The sequence below is a fragment of the Parabacteroides sp. KHUB-03 genome (assembly GCF_056640975.1).
On the sequence record NZ_CM153257.1, the window covers coordinates 3,226,480 to 3,252,126 of the forward strand.

Here is a 25,647-nt window from a genome sequence, read left to right on the forward strand (position 1 = left end):
TTAAAGAAGTGTAATTGTTTATAATTGCACTTCTTCTACTCCAATTATCTAAAATAAAATATATATGCGTTATTGTATATTATTATTTTGTATAATACTAAAATGCATTTTTGAGATGAAATTACATAACTTATTAATTATACTATTAGCTTATTTGTGTTGGAATTGTACAAATAATTCAAATACAGAAAAACATCAAAACAGTCGTAATAATATTGTTGATGTTCAAGATAAGATTGTAAAGATAGAAATGGAGGAAAACCCTGTTTCTAGTTTTGCGATACCATATATTATGGATAATTTTTTAATAATAAGCGACTACAAATCACCGGATAAACTAATACATATTTTTGATAAGAATTCTTTCAAATATATTACAAGCACCGGGGATAGAGGAGAAGGACCACAAGAAATTGCAAATCTGGGGCGTATCGGAATTAATGAAGCTGATCGCATTTTTTATGTAACAGATCATGGGAAACAGAAAATCTTTAGTTTTTATATGGATAGTATTCTTGTAAATCCGGACTATATGCCAATAGAAAAAATAAAGTTGGACAATACCATGTATCCGGATACTTATGACTATATAAATGAAACTTTATCAATAGGATTATTCTCAAAAGTATTGAGCAACTCAGATTATACACCTATAGTTGCCAAGTGGAATATGGAAACAGGGGAAGTAAAACCTATGAAATACTTAAAACATCCGGAAATAGAAAGGAAACGAGTCAGTTCTGCCATATCCATTGAAAACAACTTATATGTTGAGTGTTATTGGTATCATGATTTAATGACGATTGGTTATCTTAATGGTGATTTTAAATGCAATATATATGGCGCAAAGTGGAATACGAAAAATTCCAGTGAGAACAGGCATTATAGAGATGTTGTCTTTTGCAAAGACTATATTGTAGCTAGCTATCTGGGAGAGAAAAGAATAATAGATGGTAAAGGAGGAGGGATAACAGTTATGAATCCTACTAAATTTTTGATTTTTGATAAAAACGGCGACTATATACAAACTTTAGAAGTAGGACATCCTATTCTCACCTTTTGCTATGATAAGGAAAACAATAGAATCATAATGAATCTTGATGACGAAATGCAGGTGTCTTACTTAGATTTAAATCTTTAAGCCCCCCACGTACATTTTCTATATGTAAGACTGGGATTCCTTTTAAAGAATCACGTAATCTTTTGATAGCCTGATCGAGTCATTCATTTTTTTGCAGACACATGATAGTAAATAGGTAAATCCAAGTATCACTATCTTCATTATTTTCTTCATGGTATGTAATAATTCATTAGCGTTTTCAATACAAAAATACAATTTATTAATCAATATCCTATAATTCCAGTTGGTAAGCCCAATTTTAGCCCTAAAAGCAGAACCTTTTATAATTCAAGATATTATACATATAACTTTTCTGTCATTAAACAAATGTAAGTAATTTGTAAGTCTATTTATTTTAAATTATAGCAACTATTGACATTCTTTGTATCAAAAATTATTTTTATGAAAAAAAGCAGATTAAAGTTATTATTCATCCTGACAATAAGTGTAAGCCTGTCCGGATATCTTTTCTTCACCAATACAAATAAAAAAGAAGAAATAAAAATCAGTGAGTTCAAAAAGTTAGTATTAGCCAATATCGAAGCACTTGCGCATTCAGAGAGTGGCGGAGGAAGTACTGTCTGTATAGGAAATGGCTCTATCGATTGTTTTGGAGACAAGGTAGAATTTATGTACTCTGGATTCAGTTTAGATGGTTTTTAAATAAAAACGAATCGAATAGATTGGTTCATGAAACACTTGAATATAATACTATTAGTTATTGTCTTATTCTTTTCTGTCTCATGCAAAGACAAAACAAAGAAGAAAATAACCCAATTAGTGGAACATTGGCAAGGGAAAGAAATTATATTTCCTTCTGATATGATTTTTACTCGTTACTTGACAGACACTGTTGACTATCAAATTCCACAAAGCGACTATAAAGTCCTTATTTATGTGGACACTATCGGATGCGCCAGCTGTAAACTACAATTGCCCAAGTGGAAGGAACTGATAGCTCAGGTTGATTCGTTAACAGACAAGCAAATACCTTTTCTTTTTTTCCTTCATCCAAAAGATTTGAAAGAAATACGGTATATCTTAAAAAGAGACGGATTTAATTTTCCGGTTTGCATTGATAAGGAAGATAAGCTTAATAAGCAAAACAATTTTCCTTCTGATATTACCTTTCAAACTTTTTTATTGGATAAGAATAATAAAGTTATCGTAATAGGAAATCCTATTCATAATTTGGCTGTTAAAGATTTATATTTAAAACAACTCACACAAGGAAGAGAAGCAACAAATCAACCAATCATTACAACAGCAAAGGTTAGCCCTGCAGAAGTAAACATGGGAAAGGTTAAGGTGAAACAGGCAAAAAAGACAGATTTCATCATACAAAATACGGGAGATGCCCCTCTTATTATTTTAGAAACAAGTACAACTTGCGGATGTGCAGTGGCTACTTTCGACAAACATCCAGCCAAGCCTGGTGAGTCGCTCCACGTAACCGTTGAGATGACACCAAAAGAATCCGGTATGTTCGACGAAACCATAATGGTAAAATGTAATACAGCACAATCAATAGCATTAAAAATACGGGGACAGGCGATATAATAAAAAGCAGGGAAGGAAACCTCTCAGACATTAGAACTCTTCCGGTAACCTTCCCCCTTGTCCCACCTTAAAAGAAAGGAGGTGATGGAGCAAAAGTAAGAAGAATTAAAGAATAACGAAATTTCTTATTGAAGAAGAGTAAATAAGAAATAAACGATTAAAAGATTAATAACATAAATACATAAAAATATCATGAAGAAGAAACTATTTGGTATAGCAATTGTTGCGATAGTGGCCGTTGGAACTGCATGGAATGTAAATGAGAATAAGAATGAAGTTACAATCTCGAATCTAGTATTAGCGAATATGGAAGCGTTGGCCAGTGGAGAAGGAGATATAAATCCTCTTTGCCCAAATGGATGTGTAGATAATGGCACAGGTTGTTATTGCTACATGTGGCATTCTAATTTACAAGAATATAGATAATCACTTATTATGAGGCTGTTAAAACAGCCTCATTTATCAACAACACAAACAGTTATTTTATAACTATCTTACTTCTATAATTAAGATCATATAAATCACATCTCAAATATTTATGAAAAACTTAACCTACTTATTAATTGCTTTAATTAATTGGAGTTGTATACAGAACTCCAGTACTGAAAAATACCAGACTAATCGGGATAATATAAACAATGTTCATGACAAAATAAAAGAGATAAAAATAGAAGATGTTCTAATTAGCAGGAGCTGTAAATTACAAGAGGTTGGAGATTATTTAATTATAGGAGATTACAAATCTCCTGATAAACTAATTCATATCTTTACCAAAAATGATTTCAGATATATAACAAGCACTGCTTATTTAGGTCAAGGGCCTGGAGAAATTGCAAATATGGGATATATAGGAAGTGATGAAACAGATCATTTTTTTGTATCGGATCATGGCAAACAGAAAATATTCAGCTATGATTTAGATAGTATTCTTATGAATCCCTCTTATGAACCTAAGGTAAAAATGAAAATGAATGAAAAACTGTTTCCTGATTCTTATAAATATATAAATGATACTCTTTGCATTGGCAGAATAATAGAACCTACCGGCTCCTATGGTTATAAACAATCCATTGCCAAGTGGAATATGGAAACCGGAGAAATAGTTCCAATGAAGTATGAACATCCTGACATAGAAAAGAAGCGTACTGTATTTGCTGTTTCTACTAAGGATAACATTTACGTTGAATGTTACCATTATCATGATTTGATTACGATCTGCACTCTTGATGGGACTCTATTATACAATATATATGGTCCAAAGTGGAATAGCGAGACCTCAAACAAAGTTTTTTATTATGGTAATGTTGCTATTTGTAGTAATCATATCTTTATTTCCTATTCAGGAGAAACAACTTTTATAAAAAGCCAAGACGGTGCAGTTAAGTCTAATCTACCAACAAAGCTTTTGATTTTTGACATGAATGGAAATTATATCAAAACACTGGAAACAGGATATAAGATTATAGATTTCTGTTATGATTCTCAGAACAAAAGGGTCATAATGAATTTTAATGATGACATTCAGTTCGGGTATTTGGAAATCGACAAAATAATATAATAAATTGTCTTGATAGAGGAAGTACATGAAGTCTTACGAGATATTATTCGTCAGCAGAGTGGAAAGAATAAAAGCCCCTACTTGGGATTGGCTGTTGGAGTAGCATGGAGTGTTAATGCAAACAAGAATAAAGTTGCAATCTCAAATCTGGTATTAGCAATGTGAAAGCATTGGCCAATGGGATAATACGAATAAACAATCTACAAGATCAGATCTGATTCTGTTCATCTTTAACTTCCTGTTAAGAACCTATTTACAAGACTTCAACCGCCCTTTTTTCAAGGTTATTGAAGTCTATAAATATATCTTAATAGTATTGTGCATAAATTGTTTCTATTCTTGTATAAAACAGAAAAAGCAAGATAAAGATCAATTTATACTATGCTGGCATTGATAAAAAAATGGACGAAAACAAGCTCATACTTATTATGAATAAACTATTTACTTTTATTATTGCTTTATTATTACTGTCTTGTACATCTGTGGAAGAAAAAGAATTGTTTAAAATACTGGACTTTGCGGATGCAAACAGAGATGAACTAGAAAAGGTACTGGAACATTATAAACAAGACTCCTTGAAGTTGAAAGCGACCTATTTTCTGATCAAAAACATGCTCGGACATGCAGGCTACGACTCTATTACCCTAAAAGATTTACAACCCGCGTATAATAAATTAGTAACTATATCAAAAAAGCACAACTGGGAAAGATCTGTATCATGGGCAAGAGAAACCAGAGCCTTTGGAGAAAACATACGAATAAATATTTCACCTCTTTCCATGCAACAAGACATTTCTACAATCAAAGCTGATTGGCTCATTAAAGAAATAGACCTTGCATTCAATGCCTGGCAAGAAAATAAATACACAAAAGACATCTCTTTTGAAGACTTTTGTTCAACTATTCTTCCTTACAGATTTCAGAATGGAGTATGTTTAGATGATGCCCGACAAATATTTTACAAACGACATCGCGGATATTTTAATGATTCAACCAAGACTATTCAAGAGATGGTAGATTCATTAAGTTATCAATATAGCTTTCTTCAATATAATTATAATGCCGCCGCCTCTGTCCCGATCTACAGTGCAGCCACATTTGAATATATAAAAAGAGGGTTGTGCGAACAGATGACATGGTATAATTGTCTGCTTTTTTCTGCTTTAGGGATGGCTGTTGCCATAGACTTTGTACCCGAATGGGGAAATAGAAATGAAACGCACAGCTGGAACACGATTATAATAAATGGAGAGAGCCATCCTTTTGAACCATTTTATGATAATGACAGATGGAAATATAAAAGAATTTACAATAACGAATGTTTTGATCTGGTATGGGGAAAATTCAGGTTACCTAAAGTTTATCGTCATACATACGAGTTTTATATAGAAGGACCTATAGCGGATCAGAAAATATCCTCGTATGATATACCTGCTTTATTTAAGAATCCACGGATCAAAGATGTTTCTTCTCAATATTTTAAAACAGCAGATGTATCGCTGGAAATCACAGAAGATATTCCGGATAAAACCAACTACTGTTATTTGTGTGTTTATAGCTTTGAAGGATGGATTCCTGTACAATGGGGTAAAATTGGAAGAAATAAACAGGTTACATTTAAAGACATGGGACGTGATATTGCTTACCTTCCGGCATTTTATAAAAATGGAACGATCATTCCCGCAGCACCATTATTTATTTTAAAACAGGATGGTTCTGTCGAGAAACTGGAATGTGCTAACACAAAAACAGATATAACAATCCGTACCCCCAAACCTTATTTATATAAAAATCTGATCGCAGATAATAAAAAACCATTAATTGGAGGGCAATTTATAGGAAGCAATGATCCGGGAAACGCAGAAAGCCAATATGAAAGTTTATTTACATTGACGGACAGCATGGATATGTGGACAAATGATATAAAAGTGTCATGCAAAGAACCTTACAGATATATACGGTTTCTTCCTCCGTCAGATACAATTTCGTTATGTGAAGTTGTATTCAAAGAAAGACAGAATGGCCGGCTGATTGAGATTCCGAATGTGAAGGTTTCTGCCAATGTGAAAGGATTTAAGGATGATGAAACACTGAACATGCTAACAGATCATTTGTCTGCAACCGGATTTAAAGGCGTTTTCCGTAAGAAAAAAGAAAGGCAACAAGGAATTATATTTGATTTAGGTAAACCATGTAAACTAGAACAAATATCTTATATCCCTTATAAAAAAAATGAAGTAGCCGATTCATTGGATTTTGAACTTTACTATTGGGATAATGAATGGAAAAGTGCAGGAGCAATTAAAGGAAATAATAACTTTATAACCTTTAAACAAATCCCTCAAAATACAATCTATAAAGTTATTGCTCCCAAAATACAAGAACGGATTTTCACATATAGCAATGGTATAATAAACTGGTTTTAAAGGATAAAACAAACTTTTACTTCATGTCAGTTTTTTGTCAGCATAAAAACTTGTTGAAAAAACAGAAATAAACTTCTTTTATACACTGATAAATGAATGTGTATATAGAAATAGTTTATTTCCAGACACAGTTAATTATGAATAAATTATGAATATTTCGTATGTACATATTACCATTTTATTATATTTGTGATATTAAATTTAATACTATGAAGAGCTACAATGTATTTATCATACTATTAATTGCAGGGTTAATCGGATGTTCCGGTGATAAAAAGACAACAGAGCCCGGTGAAGAATCTGTTGAAACAGTTTTGCCCGACGAAACAAATGAAGTTACTGTTATGGCTCTAAAGACGACAGACTTCAACCACGAATTAATAAGTAACGGTAAACTATCTGCACGTATGTACGCCGATTTAAAATTTGAATCGGCCGAACCTATAGCCACCATCTATGTAAAAAACGGAGACAGGGTCACAAAAGGACAAAAACTGGCAGAACTGTCAAAGTTTCGTTTAGCAAATAAACTATCTCAGGCAAAGGATGCCCTGGAACGTGCAAAATTGGAACTACAGGATGTATTGATAGGTCAAGGCTATAAACTGGAAGACTCGGCCAGGATTCCTGCTGCAACAATGCAACTGGTAAAAACAAAAAGTGGCTATGACCAATCATTTATACAATATAAGCTTGCCGAATTTGAAGAACGTAATGCAACCCTGACAGCTCCTTTTGACGGAATCGTTGCTAACCTGTTCGCCAAGCCGTTCAATACGGCATCCACATCAGATGTGTTCTGTACAATTATTAATCCCAATAGCCTGGAAGCTTCTTTCACTGTTTTAGAAAGCGAACTGCCATTAATTAAAGCAGGAGACCGGGTAGAAGTCACTCCATTTGCTTCACCTGAGAATAAAACGGAAGGCCGCATTTCCGAAATAAACCCGCTGGTTGATGAAAACGGAATGGTAAAAGTGAAAGCTGCTGTTACCGACAAAGGCAAATTGTTTGAAGGAATGAATGTCCGCGTAAGCGTCCACCGTTCGTTAAGTAAGCAACTCGTTATACCGAAGGAAGCACTTGTTCTGCGCTCCGGCAAGCAAGTAGTATTTACATTGGTAAACAACAAAGCCTATTGGAACTATGTACAAACCGGACTGGAAAATGCCGAAAACTATACAATAGCAGAAGGCCTGAAAGAAGGAGATATAATAATAACAAGCGGTAATATTAACCTGGCACATGAGGCGCCAGTAACAGTAATCGAAAGTACCAATGATTAAATTCCTGCTACAACGTCCCATAGCCGTATTAATGGCTTTTACGGCATTCTTTATCATCGGGTTGGTAACCTATTTTACCATTCCTATCTCTTTGTTGCCGGATATTGCCATACCAGAAATTACCGTTCAGGTTGCAGGGCAAAACACATCTGCCCGGGAATTGGAAAACACGGTAGTAAAACCTATCCGGCAACAACTCATGCAAGTTGCCGGATTAAAAGATGTCCATAGTGAGACAAGAGATGGTGCAAGTATTATCCGTCTCAATTTCGAATTCGGGACAAATACTGATCTTGCTTTTATTGAAGTAAACGAAAAGATAGATGCAGCTATGAATTATCTCCCCAAAGAGATAGAGCGTCCCCGCGTCATCAAAGCCAGTGCTACCGATATTCCCGTCTTTTACCTCAACCTCACGCTGAAGACAAATGAAAACGAAAAATCAGGAATAGACGAATCTGCTTTCCTTGATTTATGCCAATTTGCAGAAACAGTTATCAAAAGACGCATTGAACAATTACCGGAAGTAGCCATGGTAGATATAACCGGAATACAGAAACGGCAGCTGCAGATTGTTCCGGATATGAAGCTGATGAAGATAGCAGATATTACATTGGACGAACTTGAATCTGCATTAAACTCAAACAATATAGAACCGGGCAGTATGGTTGTTCGGGACGGTTATTATGAATACAACATTAAATTTTCAACTCTGTTGCGTACCCCCGAAGATGTGCAAAACATTTATATCCGGAAAAACGGGCGCATTTTCCAGTTAAAAGATTTAGCAAATATTGCCATTGTTCCCGAAAAAGAAACAGGTTTGTCACTGGCCGGCAACAAACGTGCGGTCACACTCGCCGTTATCAAACAGTCTGACGAAAATATGGATAATATGAAGGAGGCATTAAAAGAGGTTACCGATTATTTTGCTTCCGTTTATCCGGATATCGAATTCAGTATTACCCGCAATCAAACGGAGTTATTGGATTATACCATTTCAAACTTAAAACAAAACTTGTCACTCGGTTTCATTTTCATTTGCATAGTTGCCATTCTGTTTTTAGGAGACGTAAAAAGCCCGGCCGTAATTGGACTAAGTATAATAGTCAGTCTAACTATCAGTTTTCTGTTTTTCTATTTATGTAATATGTCCCTCAATATTATATCCTTGTCCGGATTAATACTGGCATTGGGTATGATGATAGACAGTTCGATCGTTGTTACCGAAAATATCACGCAATATAGGGCGAAAGGCGACTCTTTGGAAGAAGCTTGTATAAAAGGGACTACGGAAGTCATCACCCCCATGCTAAGCTCCACATTCACTACTATAGCGGTATTTCTCCCATTAGTATTTATGAGTGGTATTGCCGGAGCCATCTTTTACGACCAGGCTTTTGCCGTAACCGTGGGCCTGATGGTTTCCTATTTTACAGGAATCATGTTGCTTCCTATTCTTTACAAACTGGTATACAGCATTCCTGAAATAAAGCATTCTTTTATCAACCTTAAAATTAATAACCTGGTTAAAGAGCACACATTAGACCGCTTCTACGATGGAGGAGTTGATTTTATTTTCGATCATAAACGCTCTTCTCTTATTTTCGTTATTATTACTGTGCCTTTGTGTGTAGTTTTATTTTACGTTATACCCAAAAGCCGCATGCCGGAAATAGATCAGAATGAATTGATCGTCCATTTAGAATGGAATGAAAACATACATATCGACGAAAACAGGAAGCGGGTAAGTTCCATATTCGCACAAGCTGATAAACTCGGAGCAGAACATACGGCCTATATCGGCCAACAACAATTTCTGTTAAATAGAGACCGGGAATTATCCGTATCAGAGGCTGAACTATACTTAAAGACACTCAGCACGAAAGATATTGCACCTTTGCAATCTGATATCCAGCAGCGGATAAAGCAATCATACCCAAATGCAGTAGTTTCGTTTGCACCGCCTGAAACTGTTTTTGAAAAGTTGTTTGTTACAGGTGAAGCTGATATTGTAACGGAATTATACACGCGCAATAAGACAGAAGCTCCGGTAGCCTCAACCCTGTTTAATTTAGAGAAAGCACTTACAGCCAAAACAGGAATACTTCCTGTTGGCATCGCATTCGATGATCAGCTGAATATATCCATAGACCGCCAGAAACTCTTATTGTATAATGTAGATTACAATGAAGTTTATAAGATACTGAAAACTGCATTCAAAGAAAATGAAGTAACAACTCTTCGTTCTTACCAACAATATCTGCCAATCACATTAGCAGGGAACGAGCAGAGCATAAATCAAGTATTAAGCAACACGCTTATCCGGACAAGTCCGGCAAAAAGTGGAGAAGAACCGCAATACATTCCTCTGCAGTCATTGGTTCATATTACACAAGGAGAAGACCTGAAAACAATTACAGCCGGAAAAAACGGCGAATATATTCCTTTCAGTTTTTACAATGTAGATGATGCAGAGCATTTAATGGGAAAGGTAAAAGAAACTGTCCAAAACTGGGATGTGGATTTTTCGGGAAGCTTTTTCTCAAACAAACAGATGTTGAACGAATTGGTGATCATCCTGTTTATCTCTCTTTTACTAATGTATTTCATTCTGGCAGCTCAGTTCGAGAGTTTCCTCCAACCCCTTATTGTACTATTGGAAATACCTATTGACGTGGCAGCAGCACTGTTAGTACTTTGGTTATGCGGGCATAGTCTGAACCTGATGAGTGCCATTGGTATTGTGGTAACCTGTGGTATCGTGATAAATGATTCTATCCTGAAACTAGACGCAATCAACGAATTGCGTAAAGAAGGCCGACCATTAATGGAATCTATACACGAAGCCGGCAGACGACGCCTTCGTCCGATTATCATGACATCTCTCACTACAATATTCGGTATGGTACCTCTTTTATTTTCATTCGATATGGGTAGCGAGTTACAAAAACCTCTGTCAATTGCCATGATTTCGGCTATGTTATTAGGTACAGCAGTCAGCCTTTTTGTAATTCCGTTAATATATTGGTATATCTACCGGAAACATGCGTGAGATAAGACATTAGAGTATGAATTTATAGATATAAAATATGAGATTCTTAAATATAATATTAGCTTTTTTGTTAGTCACTTTTGGAGAGACAACAGCTCAACGGCTCATTCTGTCTTTAGATAGGACGATTAGTATGGCAGCTGACAGCTCCCTGGAAGCTTTCCGTACCAAGAATATGTATCTTGCCGGATACTGGCAGTTCAGGACTTATAAAGCAGATCGCTTGCCCAGCCTCACCTTAAATCTGACCCCGGCACAATATTACCGGGACATTACCAAAAGATACGATTCCGAAAATGATATTGATGTATACCGTAAACAACAATCATTTTATTCAGGAGGGAACCTGGAAGTCAAGCAAAACTTCGATTTGCTGGGAGGTAATTTCTTCTTGAGTTCAGACCTCGGCTACATACGGAACTTCGGAGACAACGCATATAGTCAATTTACCACCATACCTATTCAAATAGGATATACCCAAAGCCTGATCGGATATAATCCATTTCGTTGGGAACGAAAAATCGAACCGCTGAAATACGAAAAAGTAAAAAAAGAATTTCTTTATAACCGGGAGGCTATCAGCGAACAAGCCACCTCCTACTTTTTCATTTTAGCAATGGCGCAAGCTGAATATGACCTGGCAAAAGATAATGTGGCATCTACCGATACTCTTTATCAAACCGGATTGCAGCGTCATAAGATAGCTTCCATAAGCCAAGCAGATCTGCTCACCCTCAAATTGGATGCCGTAAATGCCCGCAATGCCTTTCAAAACGCGGATATTGCACTAAAGCGTGCCATGTTCAGCCTGGCTTCTTTCCTAAACCTGGACAAAAACACGGAAATACGGTTGCGTCTGCCGGGACATCCCGCCGACTTAGATGTTTCTGCCGATGAAGCATTAGTAATGGCACGGGAAAATAACCCAAAGTTCCTGGAACTTCGCCAAAGCATACTGGAAGCTGAACAACAAGTCGATAAAACAAAAAAAGAAACATTATTCAATGCATCTCTCAGAGCCAGTATCGGTTTTAACCAAGTAGCAAACAATTTTAAAGACGCTTACCGCGACCCGTTACAACAAGACATGGTTTCCGTCTCTTTATCTATTCCTTTGGTTGACTGGGGGGTAAGAAAAGGGAAACATAATATCGCAAAGAACAATCTGAATGTCACCGAGATTTCAGCCAGACAACAGGAACAGAGTGTCGAAGAAGACGTTATTATGACAGTTGGAGATTTCAACATTCAACAAAATCTGATCGCGAGTGCCGAAGAAGCATTAGATCTGGCAATCATGGCTTATTCGGAGACTAAACAGCGTTTTATGATCGGAAAAGCGGATATTAACAGTCTGACTCTTTCCCTGAACAGGCAACAAGAGGCACAGCGAAACTATATATCTGCTTTGCAAAATTACTGGTTGAGTTATTTCAAAATACGTAAACTTACATTACATGATTTTGAAACAGGAGTCAGCCTCAGCAATGAATTCGATTACAGCCATTATATGAAATGAGTGCATCGCCCAAAATATCCTCTTTTACTATCATCGTCGCCTTTCTTTGTGTGGCGGTGGCAGGGCTTGCCTTCATTCCGTTGTTACCTATAAAGTTATCGCCTTCGCGCACTTTACCAAGATTAAGCATCAGCTATAATATGCCCGACAATTCGGCACGCGTAATCGAAATGGAGGTAACATCAAGGTTGGAGTCTATGTTAGCCCGTATAAAAGGGATAAAAAAGATATCCTCCACCTCCGGAAATGGCTGGGGATACATCACACTAGAGTTGGATAAACATACAAATATAGATGCCGCCCGCTTCGAGGCATCTACTATCATCCGGCAAACCTGGCCTGGTTTACCGGATGGATTGAGTTATCCGATTCTGAAAATGAGCCGGCCGGACGATAAAGAGTCTGCTCCTTTCATGAGCTATACGCTAAATGCAGCGGCTACCCCTATTTTTATTCAGCGTTTCGCAGAAGACCAGATAAAACCCCGTTTGTCAGGAATACAGGGAATATACAGAATAGATGTCAGCGGGGCTACTCCCATGGAATGGAAGCTGGAATATGACAGCCGCCAATTAACATTATTAGGCATCTCTATAGACGATCTGCAAACTGCTATTTACCAATACTATAAAAAAGAATTCCTGGGTATTGCCAACGTTCAGGCACAAACAGGTTCGTCCATACAATCAAACCAGTGGATTCGTTTGGCACTTATTCCCGAAAACGGACAAGAGGGATTTAACCCTGCCCTGATTTCTGTAAAAAATAAAGAAGGGAAATTAATTCGTTTAGACCAGCTGGTAAAAGTAACGCGTCAGGAAGAAACACCGCAAAGTTATTATCGTATCAACGGACTAAACTCTATCTACCTATCCATAAAAGCAGACGAAACGGCAAACCAGCTCCAACTGGCTAAAAAAGTAAAAGAGGAGATGGAACACATACGCACGCTGTTACCGGCCGGATATAAAATACATACCAGCTACGATGCGACAGAGTTCATACAACAGGAATTAGATAAAATATACCTACGTACCGGACTTACCATACTGATTTTATTAACATTCGTTTTACTGATTACAAAAAGCATCCGCTATCTGTTTCTTATTATCATCAGCATAAGTGTAAACCTTAGTATTGCTGTTATTCTCTATTATTTATTAGGGTTAGAAATGCAGTTATACTCACTGGCCGGCGTAACAATTTCTCTCAATCTGATCATGGACAATACCATAGTTATGACGGAACATATTCGTAACCGCCATAACAGGCATGCCTTTTTATCTATTCTGACTGCCACGCTAACAACAATGGGGGCACTGGTTATTATCTTTTTTCTGGATGAGAAAATACGTCTTAACCTGCAAGATTTTGCTGCTGTAGTTATTGTTAACCTGGGCGTTTCTTTATTTATAGCCTTATTCCTTGTCCCTTCTTTAATAGAGAAAATGGGGCTGGAAGAAAAACACAAGAAAAACCCTGCCGGAAAATACCGCCGTATTCACCTTCCTAAATTTCCAAGGCTAAAGAGATGGATAAAAAGATTTCCTGTTTATTTCTCCAGATATTATTGGGCACAGATTCGTTTCCTATGTAGCTGGAAAAAACTGGCATGTATTGCTTTACTTCTGATATTCGGCCTGCCAATCTTTTTATTACCGGACAAAATAGAGATGGATGATAAAAAACAATATTCATCCCTGGATTCATTGTTCATAGAAAAATATAATACCATTGTATCGACCGACACTTATAAGGAAAGTATAAAACCTATTATGGACAAAGCCCTGGGAGGTACATTAAGATTATTCGTACAGAAAGTATACGAAGGCAGCTATTTCACCAGAAATGACGAGACCGTTTTATATGTAGGGGCATCTTTACCTAACGGCACGACATTGGGACAAACCAATCATCTCATCAGCCGGATGGAATCTTATTTAAGTAGTTTTAAAGAAATACGGCAGTTCCAAACTAATATTTATAATGCGCGACAGGCAGGTATAAGTATATATTTCACCCGCGAAAGCGAACGAAGCGGTTTTCCATATGTACTAAAAAGCCGTATCATAAGTAAGGCACTCGAACTGGGAGGCGGCAGTTGGAATGTCTGGGGATTGCAAGACCAGGGGTTTAGCAATGATGTCCGTGAAAACGCCGGCTCATTCCGTATAGAAATGTATGGGTATAACTATGACGACCTGTACGAATGGGCTGAAAAATTAAAAGAAAAACTCCTTACTTACCGCCGGATCAAGGAAGTACTTATCAATTCCGAATACTCATGGTGGAAAGACGATTATCAGGAATTCTATTTTAAATTAAACAAAGCCCGCATGTCGCAGGAAGGTATTCTTCCTATCGATTTGTTTGCATCGCTCCGTCCGGTATTCGGAAAAGATATATATAGCGGAAATATTATAGTTGACAATGAAACGGAAAAATTAAAACTATTCTCCCGGCAATCGAACGAATATGATATATGGAATATGCAATACATACCCCAGTATGTAAATGGGAAACCCTATAAACTATCGGAACTTGCCAATGTAGAAAAGGGACAAATGCCCCAGAAAGTAGCCAAAGTAAACCAGCAATACCGTCTTTGCCTGCAATACGAGTATATTGGCGCATCAAATCAGGGAACTAAAATACAGGAACGCGTTTTGAAAGAATTCAATAAAATACTACCTATGGGATATACTGCGAAAGCAGAAAACAATTACTGGTACTGGGATAAAAAGGATAACAAACAGTATCTTTTACTTTTGCTCATTATCGCTATTATATTCTTCACAACCAGCATTTTATTCAATTCCCTAAAACAACCGCTGGCTGTAATATTCGTTATACCCATATCCTATATAGGCGTATTTCTTACATTCTATTGGTTCAAACTGAACTTCGACCAGGGAGGATTCGCTTCTTTCGTCCTTTTATGCGGTATTACCGTAAATGCCAGTATATATATATTGAACGAGTACAACCAACTAAGAACCAAGAATCCTTTATTACCTCCTTACCGGGCATATCTGAAAGCGTGGAATGCAAAAATAACTCCAATCTTCCTCACTGTCATTTCTACCATTTTAGGATTCATTCCATTTATGTTAGGGACAGACAAAGAGGCATTCTGGTTCCCATTGGCTGCCGGAACTATAGGAGGACTTACGATGTCTGTTATCGGGATATTTTTCTATCTGCCTCTATTCACATTAAAAAAAGAATCCTCCCTCGATAACAAGCCGTAAGGTAACGGCACAAATGATTTGCAAGTTTTAAAACCATATGTATGTTTTTGAAAAATCACCAGTATCATTTTTTTAAATCATAACTATGATTTCATAATAGCATCCGGACAGATTTAGTTGCCTACCCTATCCTATTTAGATGCCGGATGAATTTAATTTTGTTGCCGAAGCTAATATAGATGGTTTAGCTTCACTAAAGAATAATTTTCCCCTCCAATATTTGTATGTATTAAAACAAACCCATATCTTTGCCGAAATTTTGAAGAAAAGGTTTCTATGACAATAAAGACATATAAGGATGATCCGAAGTTCTTTTCCGCATATATGACGGACTACGAAGCCTATTTCTTTATTTTACAGGATTATAATTTGGTTATATAAAATGCGTTGGTTATTTTTACTAACGCATTTTTTTTGTGCCCAATACAGAGAAAACATCTATAAAATCATTTAATAATAAAACAACCCAATTACTATGTCGAAAAGTGGAATCAAAAAGGTGATTGTTCTGGGCTCGGGTGCCCTGAAGATCGGACAGGCCGGCGAGTTTGACTACTCCGGTTCACAAGCTCTAAAGGCGCTGAAGGAAGAAGGAATCAGCACTGTATTGCTTAATCCGAACATTGCTACTATTCAAACATCGGAAGGTGTTGCCGATAAAGTATATTTCCTGCCTATCACACCATACTTTGTTGAAGAAGTTATCAAAAAAGAACAACCTGACGGAATCCTGCTGGCTTTTGGAGGCCAGACTGCCCTAAACTGCGGAACTCAACTGTATACTAGCGGTACACTTGCCAAATACGGAGTTAAAGTACTGGGTACTTCTGTTGAAGCAATCATGTATACCGAAGACCGTGACCTGTTTGTGAAAAAATTGAACGAGATAGAAGTAAAAACCCCTATCAGCCAAGCTGTAGAAAGTCTTGAAGATGCAGTTAAAGCAGCTTACCAAATAGGCTTCCCCGTTATGATCCGTTCGGCATACGCTCTAGGTGGTATGGGTAGCGGCATCTGTAAAGATGAAGCCGAATTACGCATACTGGCCGAAAGCGCATTCGCATACTCTTCCCAAATATTGGTAGAAGAATCGTTAAAGGGTTGGAAAGAAATCGAATTTGAAGTAATCCGAGACAAGAACGACCATTGCTTCACCGTAGTAAGCATGGAAAACGTCGACCCACTGGGTGTACATACCGGTGAAAGTATCGTTGTTGCCCCCACTTGTTCATTGACGGAAAAAGAGTTGGATTTATTAAAAGAACTTTCAACAAAAACAATCCGTCACCTGGGTATTGTGGGCGAATGCAATATACAATACGCATTCAATTCCGACACATGCGATTACCGCGTTATTGAAGTAAATGCCCGTTTAAGCCGTTCTTCAGCATTAGCATCTAAAGCCAGCGGATATCCTTTAGCTTTCGTTGCCGCGAAACTTGCTTTAGGCTACGGTCTGGATGAAATTGGAGAAATGGGTACTCCCAACTCAGCATACAAAGCTCCGGAAGTAGATTATATGATCGTTAAAATTCCGCGCTGGGATTTGACAAAGTTTGTTGGTGTGAGCCGCCTGATCGGTTCCAGTATGAAATCAGTGGGCGAGATCATGTCTATTGGTAAGAGTTTTGAAGAAATTATACAGAAAGGCCTTCGTATGATCGGACAAGGTATGCATGGTTTCGTTGGAAACAATGATGTTACGTTCGACAATCTGGATGATGAACTGGCCAACCCGACCGACTTACGTATCTTCGCTGTGGCAAAAGCCTTGGAAGAAGGTTACACAGTAGACCGCATTCACCAACTATCCAAAATCACTCCCTGGTTCCTCGAAAAACTAAAAAATATAGTAGACTATACAAAAGTATTGTCTTCTTACAATAAAATTGAAGATATCCCCGAAGATGTATTGCGTGAAGCAAAACGTTTAGGATTCTCAGATTTCCAGATTGCCCGTTATGTAGAAAACCCGGAAGGCAATATGGAGAAAGAAAATATCCGTGTACGCAACCTGCGTAAACAAATGGGTATTCTGCCTAGTGTAAAACGGATCAATACAGTAGCATCCGAACATCCCGAGCTGACAAACTATTTGTACATGACTTATGATGGCAGCCAGCACGACATAAATTATTATCCGAATGATAAGAGTGTCATTATCCTGGGATCGGGAGCTTATCGCATCGGTTCTTCTGTAGAATTCGACTGGTGTTCGGTAAATGCAACGCAAACTGCACGCAAACTGGGCTACAAATCGATTATGATCAACTATAATCCGGAAACCGTTTCTACCGACTATGATATGTGCGACCGCTTATACTTTGATGAACTTTCATTCGAACGCGTATTAGACGTAATCGACCTGGAACTTCCGAAAGGCGTAATCGTATCAGTAGGAGGACAAATACCAAATAACCTGGCTATGAAATTATATCGCCAGAATGTACCGGTATTAGGAACGTCTCCATTATCTATCGACCGTGCAGAAAACCGTCACAAATTCTCTGCTATGTTGGACTCACTGGGTATCGACCAGCCACGTTGGGCAGAACTTACCAGCATGGAAGAAATTGACGCATTCATCGAAAAGGTAGGTTTCCCAATCCTGATCCGTCCGTCATATGTACTGTCTGGTGCAGCAATGAACGTATGCCACAGCAAAGAACAGATGATCGAATTCCTGGATTTGGCAGCAAAAGTGTCAAAAGAATATCCGGTAGTTGTTTCCGAATTCCTTCAGGGAGCAAAAGAAATCGAATTTGACGCCGTAGCAATGAACGGTGAAGTTGTTGAATATGCAATTTCAGAACATATTGAATTTGCGGGTGTACACTCAGGTGATGCAACATTGGTATTCCCTGCACAGAAAATATACTTCGAAACTGCACGCCGCATTAAAAAGGTAAGTAAAATGATCGCAAAGGAATTAAATATCAGCGGTCCTTTCAATATCCAATATCTGGCTAAAAATAACGACGTAAAAGTAATCGAATGTAACTTGCGTGCATCACGCAGCTTCCCATTCGTATCAAAAGTGCTGAAACGCAACTTTATTGAAACAGCTACCCGCATCATGTTGGACGTTCCTTATACAAAACCCGACAAGAGTGCATTCGACATCGACTGGATTGGTGTTAAAGCATCTCAGTTCTCATTTGCACGTCTGCACAAAGCAGATCCGGTACTGGGTGTCGATATGAGTTCTACCGGCGAAGTAGGTTGTATTGGAGACGACTTTGATGAAGCCTTGTTATCAGCCATGGTTGCAGTAGGGAATAATATTCCAAAGAAAAATATCCTGGTTTCTTCCGGTGCAGCCAAGAGTAAAGTAGATTTACTGGAACCCTGCCGTATGTTAGCCAACAAAGGCTATACGATCTACGGTACACACGGAACTGCTAAATTCTTAAATGATAACGGAATTAAGGCAACAGCCGTATGTTGGCCAGACGAACAAGGAGACTTGAACATCATGGAAATGTTCAGCAAACATGCTTTCGAATTGGTAGTCAACATCCCAAAAGACCATAGTAAGCGGGAGTTAACCAATGGATATAAGATTCGCCGTGCAGCAATCGACCACAATATACCATTGATTACAAATGCCCGTTTAGCCAGTGCATTTATCAGCGCATTCTGTAATTTGAACACAGAAGATATACAGATTAAGAGCTGGCAGGAATATAAGTAAAAAAATATTTTACTATATTTGTAACCGTAAAATTTTAGTAGAGACAAGGCAACTCCTTGTCTCTACTGTTTTCTAATATTAAAAAGACCATGTTCAAACTACCGTTAATATTATTCTTCACAATATTGACAGCTTTTATTATGCAGGCTGTTCCGGTAGTCCCTCCCTCCTTTCTTATCCAAAATTATGGTGTAGACGACTATAAAGCCAGTTGCCAGAATTGGGCACTCTCTGTTTCACACAACGGTATATTATATGTTGCCAATAACTCAGGACTACTCTCTTTTGACGGAAATACATGGCGGCTCTATCCGTTACCAGACAACGATATCATAAACGGAGTTACTTATTTTGATAATAAGATATACACAAAAACAGAAGATAATGTATACGGATACTGGACATCAGACAACATGGGTCAATTACACTATCATACAATTGATAAATTACCGGATGGTGTAGGTTTCGACAGCCATGTAGAACCTTATTTACTGCCCGAAGAGGTAAAACAAGCACAACCTACAGCCTATGCTACAATCCGCGACCTTCACTTCACAGGGACAGAAACAAGCGGCCTGTATATTACCAATAAGGAAGGAGATATTTTACTGCATTTACATCATAACAACCGGCTACAGGATAATTTGGTACGTGCAATATGCGTACAGGATGAAAAGTTAGTCTGGGTAGCATTCGACAATGGCTTATCACAAATAGCACTTGATCCTCCCATCACATTATTGGCAGAACGAAGCAATATCGGTAAATTAAAAAAAGGATACCTGAATGGAGACGAGCTATACATACAGACCAATATCGGATATTATAAACGGAGGATGCAACCCGGAGAGAAATTCCTGCCAATTCCGGAAAAAGAAGCCCAATCCTTTCTCCCAGATAACAAAGCCAACCCTAAATTAAAAATTGACGGACTATTTAAGAACACAGATGCCTTGGGTATATTCAGCAAAGCACAATATATTTATCCCGCTCCGGAAAATTTATATTGGCTGACTTACAAAAATGAAGCCGGATTATTCCATCTCGAAGACGAAAAAGGCAGTATGAAATGCCGGATTTTGTTCGACAACTATAATATGAATCTGGTAACACGCGGAGATGCAATATTTCCGCTATCCAGTAATCTTTACTTGGTATCAGCCATGCAGGGTATTCTTTTGGTAGACACTCGCCAATTAATAGAATCCAATCTGGGTAATACTTCTTTAAGATTTGCTGAAATAGACTATATATACAATGAAACGCTACAAAAGCTACCATTGGATACCAAAACCATATCATTACCTCATAACTTCAAAGAAATGAATGTATATGCAGGAACATCCATTTTCACATCAAACCACCAAATAAGCTATAAGATAGAAGGAGTTTCTTCTGATTGGTCGGATTGGCAGAAAGACGGAAAAATTTCTTTTCTTCAATTGCCAGAAGGTACTTATGAGCTTAAAGTAAGAAAGTATGTTATAAAAGGCCCCTATCCCGAAATATCTCTGATTATTGAAGTACGTCCGCCATGGTATAATAGTATATGGGCTTACATAGGCTACCTATTTGCAATTTGGCTTATAGTACAAGGCGGACTACATTATTACCTGAAAAGTTTAAGAAAAGAAGAACAAAATAAACTGGAAGCCGACAAACTTGCAGAACAACATAAAGTTCATCAACTTAAAAGTGAAATGCTGGAAGCGGAGCTACAAAATAAAAATAATGAACTGACTTTACAAACTTCCGCTTTAGTGAAAAAGAACGAAGCTATGCAAGCTTTATTGAAAGAATTAGACCACCAAAAAGAAGCACTGGCAGATCGTTATCCGAACAAGATGTACAACAGGTTGCGTACGCTAATAGAAGAGACACTTAATGACCAGGATTGTTGGATTCTTTTTGAAAACTATTTTAATAGTGCACACCGCAATTTCATGGACAAACTGCGCGAACAATACTCGGATATTACTGCCGGTGATTTAAGAATATGTTGTTTTCTGCGAATGAATCTTTCTACCAAGGAAATAGCATCTCTTTTAAATATATCTGTCAGAGCCGTAGAAATACGCAGATACCGTTTAAGAAAACGTTTAGGTTTGGATTCCGACACAAATTTAGCAGATTTCCTGATGCGTTTCTAATCTATTATTTATCAGAAACACTAAGTTTATATATATTTATATTTCAGTCATTTATACATCAAATCAACATACTTGTGAAAGTATTGTAGTATCTTTAATTTATACTCAAATCACTTGCGCAAGCAGTGTTGTAGCTTTCTTTATTGTCATCTTATTTTAATATTGTTTCTTTGTTCAAAATTATTAATTTTATTTCTTAGATTCTTATATTCATGATGAAACACGAACTGGAGAAACAATTAGAGGAATTGGAGAAAAAGGGCATAGATCGTCGTAACTTCTTCAAATTATTGGCGGCAGCCGGAATTCTTACCACTTTTGGAACAGAGAAAGTTAAAGCTTTTTCAAGTAATGCTAAAGGCAAAATAGTAATAATAGGCGGAGGTGCTGCCGGTATCAGTATGGCAGCACGTTTGTTAAGTTGGCTGGACGAACCGGATATCACTTTAATCGATCCGAGCGATCGTCAATTCTATCAACCGGGATTCACCTTAATCGCTTCCGGAGTATATCAACCGGATGAGGTTTGGAAAAACCAGGAAGATTGCATGCCTAAAGGTGTAAAATGGATTAAAGATTCTGTCGCAGGCGTAGACCCCGTATGGAATCAGATAACAACGGTTAATAACGGAAAAATCCCTTATGACTTTTTAGTCCTCACTCCTGGTTTACAAATAAACTGGGAGAAAGTAGAAGGTATCACTCACGACACATTAGGCGTAGGCAATGCAAACAGCATATATGATTTTGAGGGTGCTCAGAAAACATGGAAAGCGTTACAGGAATTTGCCAAGACCGGCGGACGCGGACTTTATACAGACACATATACAAAGCATAAATGTGGAGGAGCGCCTAAAAAGATATGTTTGTTGACTGATGATTATACACGAAAACAAGATACGCGTGATAAGGTAAAATTAGACTATTTTACGGCATCACACGAATTATATGATATACCCTATTTCACCAAACGCCTGTTGGAGATATACGACGAACGTAATATTCCTATCAATCTGAATGTACGGCTTAAAGGAGTTGACACAGCTACTAAGCAGGCACATTTTGAAAAGATTGAAAAGAAAGGAGATGAGAAAATCGTTACTCCTTTCGTCAAAGATTATGATTTCTTACATTTCACCCCTCCAATGTCAGCCCCAGACTTCGTCCGCGAATCGGGACTGGGTTGGACTGAAGGGAAACTGGCAGCAGAAGCATGGGTTATGGTAGATAAAAACACATTGGTGCACCAAAAATATTCCAACATCGTTTCATTAGGAGATGTGGCAGGTATCCCAACCAGTAAAACATCAGCAGCCATACGTAAACAAGTACCTATCGCTGCAAAGAATCTGATTTCACTAATGGAAGGAAAAGAACCGGCAGAAAAATATAATGGCTATGCAGCCTGCCCGATCGTAACAGACTACGGACATGTATTGCTTTGTGAGTTCGATTACGACAAAAATCCGGACATCTCATTCCCTTTCACCATGATAGATACATCAAAGGAACAATGGCTGGCATGGTTATTGAAAGTATACATGTTAAAACCTATGTATTTCTATGGAATGCTCAACGGATATGCTTAACAGACCCTAAACAACTCCCTCTAATAAAATGCCAAACTACAAAATCCCGGTTTCTTTGACAGAAACCGGGTTTTTATTTTATAAAGGTATGAATCAACCTATTAAAAAGAGCTATCCTTTTAATGTAAAAGTCCCGTCTTTTAAATGCAAAAGACATATCTTTTTAAATCATTATATCAAAAGCCATTTAAGAGCCGCCTAGTTTTTTGTAATAACGGGGTGTATAATCCGGTAATAACTCAGGATGGAATATCCAAACCAAATCTTTCAACAGATAATCCGGGTGCATAGGAAATTCTTCATAATAAGGAACAGAGCCGGTATTACAAGCATAAATATTTTTCTTCTTAAATGCATCAAAATTCTCATACGGCGTATACTCGGCACGCAAACCGGCATATGTCATATCATCCGGTTGGTTATACTTTATCAGCCAGATATCGGCATGAATAGCTTTATCCAGAACCGTTTCAAAAGCAAGAGGCGTACTTCCCGCTCCGGGAAGGTCTGTAAACATATAATCGGCACCTGCATCTTTAAAAAAGTGAGCCATATAACTAGCCCCTCCGGGGATATGCCAGGTCGATCCAAACCGTTTTTCAGAAAATACAGTAGGACGGTGCTGTACTCCTTCTGCCAATCTGCTAAGCGTAAGATAGTTTGACTCTGTTACACGAAAAAGAGAGTCTGCCAAATCTTCACGGCCTAATAAAAGACCATATAGGCGTAACCACTCAGCTCTTCCCAATGGAGTTGATTCCATGTAGTCAGCACACTCAAGGATAGGGATTCCTAGCTTTTCAGCCGGACCATATCCCGAATTACGGAATGGGGAAGCAAGAATCACTTCCGAACCAATCTCTACCATTTTTTCAATGTTCGGAGCAGTAGCTTCACCCAAATCTGCAATCACTCCCTTATCCAGTCGTTCCCTGATTATAGGGGTGTCCATATAACGGGACTCGCAAGCCCCTACAATATTTTCGGCAGCATCTAGCAACTCTACGATAGAACTGTGTACCGAATTATATACCACGATATTTTTTAAAGGAATACGCACAATCGTACCTTTAGGCATTCTTCCCGGAATATCCTTGTTCCTATCCACCAACAGATAGCGCTGCAAAATACGTGTTGTGTCCCATGGATCACGTAACTCGGCAACAATATAATCACTATACCGTTCTATTGTATATCCCTGTGAATATTGAATTTTGTCAACTGAAACCGGAATATTATCTGCTTGCTTTTTAGACTGCGTACACGATACGGCAGTCCAAAGAACAAACAGTAAAGAGATGATTTGCTTCATAATCAAAATCTATTCTGCATTATTTTGTCACAAAGAAAGCTCCCATAGGGTTCATACCCGAAACAGCTATCTTATCAAGCAATTTACCTTCAGGAGAAAATACATAAACGTCTCCGGTATTTTTATAATCGGAAGTTGTAATGTATACATTACCTGAAATCGGATCTGAACTAATTTTATAAGGAGTATCTTTTAATTGTGTTCCATCCGTAATAAAGTTTTCAGAAATAATTTCTTCTTTCTTTGTATCATATTTCACATACTTAATTTCTGGTTCGCCATATTGAGCATAGATAGCATATAAAATATCATTTGTAACTGTGCACATTGTTGCTTTAAAAACAGTAGAAACTTCACCTGTTTTTCCGTCTACACGCTGCAATGTGTTCTTTATATCTCCATAGTCTCCCCATGAAACAACATACAAATCACCTTCACTATCTTTATACATAGCCTGAGGATTTAATATTACATTTACCGTATCCGTTGTTACCGTAAAAGTAACCGGGTCGATAATCAACAAAGAACTGTCTCTGTCACTCCAACCACCAGAACTTGCAACGTATAATTTATCGTTACACTCACGAACTCCTTCCGGTCCGATGCCAGCTTTGATTTTTTTATCAATAGTCAGACTTGTTGTATCTATAGAAGCCAGGTATCCATTAAACAAAGTAACGTAGACTTTCCCATTGTAAGATTCCAGCATCCGAGGTTGTTCCGGTATACCCGCATCATCTTTAGGAGAAATAGTTGCAAGAGATTTTCCTGATAAATCCATAACCTCTATAGTAGCAGAAGCATTAACTGCTACATACATTTTTGAACCATAAATCAGCATATCATTGGCAGTGTCTCCTAATCCTCTTCCATTAATTGTGGAAAACACTTTTGTTGTCAACTTCTTCGTTTCAGGATCATAATAATCCAAAGTAGAATTATTACTACCCATTTTTCCTGAATTGAGTATATATACACCTGTCGTTTTAGCTGTACCCGGAGTCGGGCCCGGAGTCGGATCATCCTCATTATCACATGCCATAAAAGAAACGGCCATCATTGTACATAATGCTGATAATAGTAAAAACTTGCTCTTTTTCATTGTCTATTATTTTATTTATTATTAA

General features: G+C 37.6%; 16 protein-coding genes. 14 read left to right on the forward strand and 2 right to left on the reverse strand.

Annotation, left to right across the window (positions count from 1 at the left end):
* Positions 1-115 precede the first annotated feature (115 nt).
* The 14 genes from ACYIB7_RS13920 (at position 116) to ACYIB7_RS13985 (ending at position 23,208) form a co-directional block, all read left to right on the forward strand.
* The gene (locus ACYIB7_RS13920) at positions 116-1,141 is read left to right on the forward strand and encodes a 6-bladed beta-propeller (protein ID WP_480337481.1); all 1,026 of its coding nucleotides are present in this window, start codon (positions 116-118) and stop codon (positions 1,139-1,141) included.
* A gap of 381 nt (positions 1,142-1,522) precedes the next feature.
* The gene (locus ACYIB7_RS13925; RefSeq protein ID WP_099464498.1) at positions 1,523-1,783 is read left to right on the forward strand and encodes an NVEALA domain-containing protein; all 261 of its coding nucleotides are present in this window, start codon (positions 1,523-1,525) and stop codon (positions 1,781-1,783) included.
* A gap of 27 nt (positions 1,784-1,810) precedes the next feature.
* The gene (locus ACYIB7_RS13930; protein WP_480337483.1) at positions 1,811-2,680 is read left to right on the forward strand and encodes a DUF1573 domain-containing protein; all 870 of its coding nucleotides are present in this window, start codon (positions 1,811-1,813) and stop codon (positions 2,678-2,680) included.
* 192 nt (positions 2,681-2,872) lie between these two features.
* Complete coding sequence (locus tag ACYIB7_RS13935) at positions 2,873-3,106, forward strand: NVEALA domain-containing protein (RefSeq protein ID WP_103984478.1); 234 nt, start codon at positions 2,873-2,875, stop codon at positions 3,104-3,106.
* A gap of 112 nt (positions 3,107-3,218) precedes the next feature.
* The gene (locus ACYIB7_RS13940) at positions 3,219-4,238 is read left to right on the forward strand and encodes a TolB-like 6-bladed beta-propeller domain-containing protein (protein WP_103984479.1); all 1,020 of its coding nucleotides are present in this window, start codon (positions 3,219-3,221) and stop codon (positions 4,236-4,238) included.
* Positions 4,239-4,247: 9 nt separating this feature from the next.
* On the forward strand, positions 4,248-4,403 hold the full coding sequence (locus ACYIB7_RS13945) for a hypothetical protein (RefSeq protein WP_160034768.1): 156 nt from the start codon (positions 4,248-4,250) through the stop codon (positions 4,401-4,403).
* 236 nt (positions 4,404-4,639) lie between these two features.
* The gene (locus ACYIB7_RS13950) at positions 4,640-6,664 is read left to right on the forward strand and encodes a hypothetical protein (protein ID WP_480337486.1); all 2,025 of its coding nucleotides are present in this window, start codon (positions 4,640-4,642) and stop codon (positions 6,662-6,664) included.
* Between the two features lie 209 nt (positions 6,665-6,873).
* On the forward strand, positions 6,874-7,950 hold the full coding sequence (locus tag ACYIB7_RS13955; RefSeq protein ID WP_103984414.1) for an efflux RND transporter periplasmic adaptor subunit: 1,077 nt from the start codon (positions 6,874-6,876) through the stop codon (positions 7,948-7,950).
* On the forward strand, positions 7,943-11,005 hold the full coding sequence (locus ACYIB7_RS13960; protein ID WP_480337488.1) for an efflux RND transporter permease subunit: 3,063 nt from the start codon (positions 7,943-7,945) through the stop codon (positions 11,003-11,005). The genes ACYIB7_RS13955 and ACYIB7_RS13960 overlap by 8 nt, the downstream gene beginning before the upstream one ends.
* A gap of 37 nt (positions 11,006-11,042) precedes the next feature.
* On the forward strand, positions 11,043-12,524 hold the full coding sequence (locus tag ACYIB7_RS13965) for a TolC family protein (RefSeq protein WP_103984390.1): 1,482 nt from the start codon (positions 11,043-11,045) through the stop codon (positions 12,522-12,524).
* Positions 12,521-15,775 carry an efflux RND transporter permease subunit gene (locus ACYIB7_RS13970; protein ID WP_480337489.1) on the forward strand — a complete coding sequence of 1,085 codons (3,255 nt, stop codon included), beginning with the start codon at positions 12,521-12,523 and terminating at the stop codon, positions 15,773-15,775. Before ACYIB7_RS13965 ends, ACYIB7_RS13970 begins: the two co-directional genes overlap by 4 nt.
* A gap of 475 nt (positions 15,776-16,250) precedes the next feature.
* The gene (carB, locus tag ACYIB7_RS13975) at positions 16,251-19,469 is read left to right on the forward strand and encodes a carbamoyl-phosphate synthase (glutamine-hydrolyzing) large subunit (protein WP_103984393.1); all 3,219 of its coding nucleotides are present in this window, start codon (positions 16,251-16,253) and stop codon (positions 19,467-19,469) included.
* An 89-nt stretch (positions 19,470-19,558) separates the two neighbouring features.
* A complete protein-coding gene (locus ACYIB7_RS13980; RefSeq protein ID WP_103984394.1) occupies positions 19,559-21,619 on the forward strand; it encodes a helix-turn-helix and ligand-binding sensor domain-containing protein in 2,061 nt (686 codons plus the stop codon).
* A gap of 212 nt (positions 21,620-21,831) precedes the next feature.
* A complete protein-coding gene (locus ACYIB7_RS13985) occupies positions 21,832-23,208 on the forward strand; it encodes an NAD(P)/FAD-dependent oxidoreductase (protein ID WP_103984395.1) in 1,377 nt (458 codons plus the stop codon).
* Positions 23,209-23,395: 187 nt separating this feature from the next.
* On the opposite strand, the gene ACYIB7_RS13990 is transcribed toward ACYIB7_RS13985, so the two are convergent.
* Both ACYIB7_RS13990 and ACYIB7_RS13995 read right to left on the reverse strand, forming a co-directional pair.
* Complete coding sequence (locus ACYIB7_RS13990) at positions 23,396-24,520, reverse strand: ABC transporter substrate-binding protein (protein WP_480337491.1); 1,125 nt, start codon at positions 24,518-24,520, stop codon at positions 23,396-23,398.
* Positions 24,521-24,539: 19 nt separating this feature from the next.
* On the reverse strand, positions 24,540-25,622 hold the full coding sequence (locus ACYIB7_RS13995) for a YncE family protein (protein ID WP_480337493.1): 1,083 nt from the start codon (positions 25,620-25,622) through the stop codon (positions 24,540-24,542).
* Positions 25,623-25,647 lie beyond the last annotated feature (25 nt).

Excerpts from the sequence above, each read along its gene's own strand:
- ACYIB7_RS13920 (WP_480337481.1), top strand. The coding sequence starts at position 116 with ATGAAATTACATAACTTATTAATTATACTATTAGCTTATTTGTGTTGG.
- ACYIB7_RS13925 (WP_099464498.1), top strand. The coding sequence starts at position 1,523 with ATGAAAAAAAGCAGATTAAAGTTATTATTCATCCTGACAATAAGTGTA.
- ACYIB7_RS13930 (WP_480337483.1), top strand. The coding sequence starts at position 1,811 with ATGAAACACTTGAATATAATACTATTAGTTATTGTCTTATTCTTTTCT.
- ACYIB7_RS13935 (WP_103984478.1), top strand. The coding sequence starts at position 2,873 with ATGAAGAAGAAACTATTTGGTATAGCAATTGTTGCGATAGTGGCCGTT.
- ACYIB7_RS13940 (WP_103984479.1), top strand. The coding sequence starts at position 3,219 with ATGAAAAACTTAACCTACTTATTAATTGCTTTAATTAATTGGAGTTGT.
- ACYIB7_RS13950 (WP_480337486.1), top strand. The coding sequence starts at position 4,640 with ATGGACGAAAACAAGCTCATACTTATTATGAATAAACTATTTACTTTT.
- ACYIB7_RS13955 (WP_103984414.1), top strand. The coding sequence starts at position 6,874 with ATGAAGAGCTACAATGTATTTATCATACTATTAATTGCAGGGTTAATC.
- ACYIB7_RS13960 (WP_480337488.1), top strand. The coding sequence starts at position 7,943 with ATGATTAAATTCCTGCTACAACGTCCCATAGCCGTATTAATGGCTTTT.
- ACYIB7_RS13965 (WP_103984390.1), top strand. The coding sequence starts at position 11,043 with ATGAGATTCTTAAATATAATATTAGCTTTTTTGTTAGTCACTTTTGGA.
- ACYIB7_RS13970 (WP_480337489.1), top strand. The coding sequence starts at position 12,521 with ATGAGTGCATCGCCCAAAATATCCTCTTTTACTATCATCGTCGCCTTT.
- carB (WP_103984393.1), top strand. The coding sequence starts at position 16,251 with ATGTCGAAAAGTGGAATCAAAAAGGTGATTGTTCTGGGCTCGGGTGCC.
- ACYIB7_RS13980 (WP_103984394.1), top strand. The coding sequence starts at position 19,559 with ATGTTCAAACTACCGTTAATATTATTCTTCACAATATTGACAGCTTTT.
- ACYIB7_RS13985 (WP_103984395.1), top strand. The coding sequence starts at position 21,832 with ATGATGAAACACGAACTGGAGAAACAATTAGAGGAATTGGAGAAAAAG.
- ACYIB7_RS13990 (WP_480337491.1), bottom strand. The coding sequence starts at position 24,520 with ATGAAGCAAATCATCTCTTTACTGTTTGTTCTTTGGACTGCCGTATCG.
- ACYIB7_RS13995 (WP_480337493.1), bottom strand. The coding sequence starts at position 25,622 with ATGAAAAAGAGCAAGTTTTTACTATTATCAGCATTATGTACAATGATG.